General features: G+C 65.8%; 5 protein-coding genes and 2 pseudogenes. 3 read left to right on the top strand and 4 right to left on the bottom strand.

Translation table 11 applies throughout. The annotated features are described in order from the left end of the window. The 3 genes and pseudogenes from AB4Y99_RS26355 to AB4Y99_RS26345 all read left to right on the top strand — a co-directional run. Window positions 1-374 (top strand): annotated as a pseudogene (locus AB4Y99_RS26355) (UbiA family prenyltransferase); the annotation flags it as partial. After that, window positions 371-1,684 (top strand): FAD-binding oxidoreductase, encoded by a 1,314-nt coding sequence (locus AB4Y99_RS26350; protein WP_441525406.1) that lies wholly within the window; start codon window positions 371-373, stop codon window positions 1,682-1,684. The pseudogene AB4Y99_RS26355 and the gene AB4Y99_RS26350, both read left to right, overlap by 4 nt. A 109-nt stretch (window positions 1,685-1,793) precedes the next feature. Next, window positions 1,794-2,090: a hypothetical protein gene (locus AB4Y99_RS26345; protein WP_038363611.1), complete on the top strand. Its 297-nt coding sequence runs from the start codon at window positions 1,794-1,796 to the stop codon at window positions 2,088-2,090. Window positions 2,091-2,178: 88 nt separating this feature from the next. Here the strand turns inward: AB4Y99_RS26345 and AB4Y99_RS26340 are convergent, their stop codons facing one another. The 4 genes and pseudogenes from AB4Y99_RS26340 to AB4Y99_RS26325 form a co-directional block, all read right to left on the bottom strand. Then, window positions 2,179-3,627, bottom strand: a complete 1,449-nt coding sequence (locus tag AB4Y99_RS26340) for an aspartate aminotransferase family protein (protein ID WP_441525405.1) — start codon at window positions 3,625-3,627, stop codon at window positions 2,179-2,181. Beyond that, the gene (locus AB4Y99_RS26335; protein ID WP_441525404.1) at window positions 3,624-4,409 is read right to left on the bottom strand and encodes an NAD-dependent epimerase/dehydratase family protein; all 786 of its coding nucleotides are present in this window, start codon (window positions 4,407-4,409) and stop codon (window positions 3,624-3,626) included. The genes AB4Y99_RS26340 and AB4Y99_RS26335 overlap by 4 nt, the downstream gene beginning before the upstream one ends. A 9-nt stretch (window positions 4,410-4,418) precedes the next feature. Continuing rightward, a complete protein-coding gene (locus AB4Y99_RS26330; protein WP_260368443.1) occupies window positions 4,419-4,541 on the bottom strand; it encodes a hypothetical protein in 123 nt (40 codons plus the stop codon). A gap of 11 nt (window positions 4,542-4,552) precedes the next feature. After that, window positions 4,553-4,885: pseudogene (locus AB4Y99_RS26325) on the bottom strand (DMT family transporter); the annotation flags it as partial.

Raw genomic sequence — 4,885 nt, 5'->3', positions numbered from 1 at the left:
GCCTCGCACTGGTGAAGCGCTATGCCGAATTGCGCATCACCGCGGATCAGTCCGGCCTGAAGAAGGCCGGGCGCGGCTATCAGGTCGAGGATATCGAGGCGCTCTCGCAGCTCGGCATGGCCTCGGGCTGCACCTGTGCGCTGATCATGGCGCTCTATGTCGACAGCGCCAACGTGAAGCAGCTCTACCGCCACCCCGAGCTGATCTGGCTGCTCTGCCCGATCGTCCTCTACCAGATGGCGCGCATCTGGTTCATGGCCCGCCGTGGCGGCATGCCCGACGATCCGCTGGTCTTCATGATCCGCGACTGGCGCAGCCAGCTCATGGGCCTCGTCGTCATCGCCATCATGGTCCTGGCGACGATCCTGCCATGACCATCCCCCGCGGCGCGTATCGCTCCTGGGGCGGGCTCTCGGCGCAGGGCAGCGAGATCGTCGATGCGGCGGGCTGGATCGAGCGGCCCGATCGCTTCCGCCGCCCCGTCCTCGCCTACGGCAATGGCCGCTCCTATGGCGATTCCTGCCTGAACAGCCGGGGCTCGCTGATCGATGCGCGTTCGCTCGCCAACGTCCAGACCTTCGACCGGGAAACCGGTCTGCTGACCTGCGGCGCGGGGCTCCTGCTCGACCGCCTGCTCGATATCGTGGTTCCGGCCGGCTGGTTCCCCTGCGTCACGCCCGGAACGAGCTTCGTGACCATCGGCGGCGCGCTCGCCAACGACGTCCATGGCAAAAACCATCATGCCGCCGGCACCTTCGGCTGCCATGTCCGCGCCTTCGAGCTGATGCGCTCCGACGGCCAGCGCATCCTTTGCGCGCCGGACATGAATGCCGATCTCTTCGCCGCCACCATCGGAGGCTTCGGGCTGACCGGGCTCATCACGCAGGTGACGCTCCAGCTCATGCCGATCCGCTCGGCCGCGATGGAGCAGGAGGTCCTGCATTTCGACAGCCTCGACGGCTTCTTCGGACTGGCCGCCGAATCCGACTCGACGCATGACTACACCGTGGCCTGGATCGACGCCCTCGCCAGCGGCCGGCACTTCGGCCGCGGCGTCTTCTTCCGCGCCAACCATGCGCCCGATTTCGGCTTCCTGCCACCACAGCCCGGCCGCAACCTGCGCTTTCCGATCGAACCACCCTTTCCCCTGATCAACCGGGTGACGCTCAGTGCCTTCAACTGGCTCTATCGTCACAGCCAGCCGCGCGGGGCGGCGCCACGGCGTGTGCCTTATCGGCCGTTCTTCTACCCGCTCGACCGGATCCGCGACTGGAACCGCGCCTATGGCCCGCAGGGCCTCAGGCAGTTCCAATGCGCCGTGCCGATGGTCGGCGCCCGCCGCGCCGTCGAGGAGATGCTCCGGCGGACGCTCGCTGCCGGCGAGGCCTCGTTCCTGACCGTGCTCAAGCTCTTCGGCGCCAAGCGCTCGCCGGGGCTGATGTCCTTCCCGATCCAGGGCGCGACGCTGACGCTCGATTTCCCCAATCGCGGCGCCCGGACCGAGGCGCTGCTGACGGAATTGGACCGGATCGCGATCGAGGCCGGGGGCCGGGTGAACCCCTACAAGGATGCCCGCATGTCGGCGGCGACCTTCCAGGCCTCCTTTCCGCAATGGCGCGATTTCGCCACTCATATCGATCCCGGCTTCTCCTCGGATTTCTGGCGGCGCGTCAGCGACGGCTGAGGCCGCGCGAAAATAATCGTCACCGCCTTTGAACCTCCCCGCTCCTCCCTGCGACCAATGAGCATGAAGAGCGAGACCTTCGCTCTCGCAACGATCGGGAGAGACGAGCATGACCACGTTCCGCAAGACGCTGACCGCGACCCTCGCGGCCGTGACCCTGGCCACCACCTTGATCGCGTCCGGCGCCGAAGCGCGCCCGCGCTGGCACCGGGGCTATGGCTGGGGCGTCGGAGCCGGTGTGGTCGGCGCGCTCGCCGCAGGCGCCATCATCGCCGGCGCCACCCGCCCCGCCTATGGCTACGGCTACTATGACGCTCCTGCCCCCGTTCGCTCCTGCGACCTGGTCGAGCGCTTCGACCGCTGGGGCAACGTCATCGGCTACCGCCGGGTCTGCGGCTACTACTGAGCTTCCCTGGACGCCCCTGTTTCGAGACCCCAGACTCAAAAGGCCGGCTCACGCCGGCCTCTTTTTTGTTGCGGGTCGCTCAGGTCGCTCAGCCCTTGGCGGCAGCGACCTTGCGCAGGTAGCCGGTGACGATGCCGGTGACGCCGCGCGACAGCACATCCTCGAACGCCGCGAGGAACTGATCGCACTGCTCGCGGGTGACGATCAATGGCGGCTCCAGCCGGATGACGTTGCGGTTGTATTCGGTGAAGGCGACGAGCACGTCGTGCTCCTTCAGCAAGAGCGCGCCGACGAAGCCGCAGAGCGAGCCTTTCAGCTTGTCGTCGAGCAGTGCGACCATGTGCTTGACCCCGAAAGGCATGGTCTCGCTGATGTCCTGGAACTCGATGCCGATCATCAGCCCGCGCCCGCGGATTTCCTTGAGCAGCGTCGGATATTTCGCTCGCAGGCCGTTCAGGCGCTCGATCAGATAGTCGCCCTGCCGCTTCGCATTGCCCATCAGATCCTCGTCATAGAGGACGTTGAGGGCCTCGATGGCGGAGACGCAGGCCTCGCCCATGCCACCGAAAGTCGCCTGCGCATGGATCAGCGCGGTCTTCGGCTTGCCATAAGCCTTCATGTAGAGCTCGCGACGGGCGATCATCGCGCCCATCGCCGCCTTGGAGCCGCCGAGCGCCTTGGCGAGCGCCGTCACGTCCGGCACCACCCCGTCGCGTTCGAAGGCGAAGAATTGGCCAGTGCGGCCAAGCCCGCACTGCACYTCGTCCGCRACCCAGAGCACGCCGTGCTTGTCGCAGAGYGCGCGCAASTCGCGCCAGAARCCMTCGGGCGCCTCGACGATGCCGCCGCCGCCCTGGATCGTCTCCATCACGACGATGCCGATCGAGGGGTCGTTCTCCAGCGCCTGCCGGACCGCATGGATGTCGCCGAAGGGCACCTTGACGCGGTTCTCGACCAGCTTGAACTGCGACTGGTAGAGCGTCGAATCGGTGACCGAGAGCACGCCCTTGGTCTTGCCGTGGAACGAGTTCGCCGCATGCAGGATCTTCGACTTGCCCGGACCCTGCGCCTGCTCGGCGACCTTCAGCGCCGCCTCCATCGCCTCCGAGCCGGTCGAGCCGAGGAAGACCATGTCGAGATCGCCCGGCGCGATGGTGGCGAGGTTCTTCGACAGCGCCGCCGCATATTGCGACATGAACGCCATGCAGATCTCATGGCGGTTCTCGTCCTGGAACTTCTGCCGGGCCGCGACGATGCGCGGATGGTTGTGGCCGAAGGCGACCGAGCAGAAGCCGCCGAAGAAATCGAGGATCTTGCGGCCGTCCTTGGTGATGTAGTGCAGGCCCTCGGCGCGATCGACGAGGATCTTGTCGAAGCCGAGCAGCTTGAGGAAATGAAGCTGGCCGGGGTTGATATGGGCGGCAAAGAAATCCTTCACCTGGGCGGCGTCGAGCTGCTTGGCAGCCTCGACGCTGATGAGTTGCGGGCGCGCTCCGCTCACCGGCGTATCCTCCTGGCTGAAAGCGGGCATGCTCATGCGGCGAGGCTCCTCTGTGCCTGTTTGTGGGCGTCCTTGCCCTTGCGATACTCGGTATAGGCGGCGAGCAGCATATCCTCGTCGCGGTATTGCGGGTGCCAGCCGAGCTCGCGCTTGGCCTTGGACGTGTCGAGAATACAGATCTCGTCGGCGATCTTGTATTGCTCGGGATCCATGATTGGCAGATTACGCCCCGAGCCGATCATCGGCACCGGCAGGTTGAGGTCGATCAGCTTGAACAGCTTCACCAGGATGCCGAGCCGGCCGGGCCCGATGATGAGTCGCGGCCGGAAGATCGGGATCTTGAAGCCCTTGGCGCGGTATTCCTCGGCGAGCCGCTCGGTCGCGAGCTTGCTCTCGCCATATTCGCCGAGCGGATGCGCCGGATGGGTCTCGTCCTGCGGCACCGTGACCGAATGGCCGTAGATCATGTCCGTGGTGAAATGCACCAGCCGGTCGGCGCCGCGCTTCTCCATCCAGCTCAGGATGTTCTGCGTGCCGTGAAAATTGACCGGCCAGAAGAAATCGTGCCGCTCGGCCCGCGTGACGATCGGCGAGAGCATCTTGGCCGAGAGGTTGTAGACCACGTCTTCAGGCGAGAGCGGGATCGTGTCCACGCTCTCCGCCTTGGTCACGTCGATCTGGACGAAGGGGCCCTTGGCGTAATGCGCATGGCTGCTCTTGTGGATGTCCGCGACGAGGACGTCCTCGCCCATCGCCGCGAGATCGGCCGCCAGGCGCGAGCCGACGAAGCCGTCGCCGCCGATGATGATATGCTTCATGACCGGCTCCTATCGGCGCGACCGGGGCGCCGGACGAACCCGCACCGGCACGGGAACCGGCGTCAGCATGGTTTCGGGCCGCGGCTCGAACAGGGCGCCGAGGCGCAGGAACAGGCGAACGATCAGGTCCATGGTACCCCTCAGCTYTGTGCGATGAAGATGGTGCCRAKGACGATGAAGCCRATGCCGGCGATGCGGCTCGGGCTCAGATCCTCATGGAAGGCGAAATAGGCATAGGCCGCGACCACGACATAGGCGAGGCTCAGGAACGGATAGGCGTAGCTGATCTGCACCTTGGACAGCACGACCAGATGCGAGGCCATGCTGACGACGAAGGTGCACAGGCCCGCGAAGACGAACGGGTTGAAGACGACCCGGAAAACCGTGGCGACGATCCCGTCGCCGGCGATGTCGAAGGAGCCGAAGCTGCTCATGCCGCGCTTGAGCATGAGTTGCGCCGCCGCATTGGTCAGCAC

Origin of the sequence: Allobosea sp. TAB14, assembly GCF_052113865.1 — a bacterium.
In the GTDB taxonomy this organism is placed as follows: Bacteria; Pseudomonadota; Alphaproteobacteria; order Rhizobiales; family Beijerinckiaceae; genus Allobosea; species Allobosea spartocytisi.
The sequence above is the reverse complement of the archived record's forward strand: the minus strand, read 5'-3'. Positions and strand labels throughout refer to the sequence as shown.

Coding starts and splice junctions, on each gene's coding strand:
- AB4Y99_RS26335 (WP_441525404.1), bottom strand. CDS start 4,409: ATGAAGCATATCATCATCGGCGGCGACGGCTTCGTCGGCTCGCGCCTG.
- AB4Y99_RS26345 (WP_038363611.1), top strand. CDS start 1,794: ATGACCACGTTCCGCAAGACGCTGACCGCGACCCTCGCGGCCGTGACC.
- AB4Y99_RS26330 (WP_260368443.1), bottom strand. CDS start 4,541: ATGGACCTGATCGTTCGCCTGTTCCTGCGCCTCGGCGCCCTGTTCGAG.
- AB4Y99_RS26350 (WP_441525406.1), top strand. CDS start 371: ATGACCATCCCCCGCGGCGCGTATCGCTCCTGGGGCGGGCTCTCGGCG.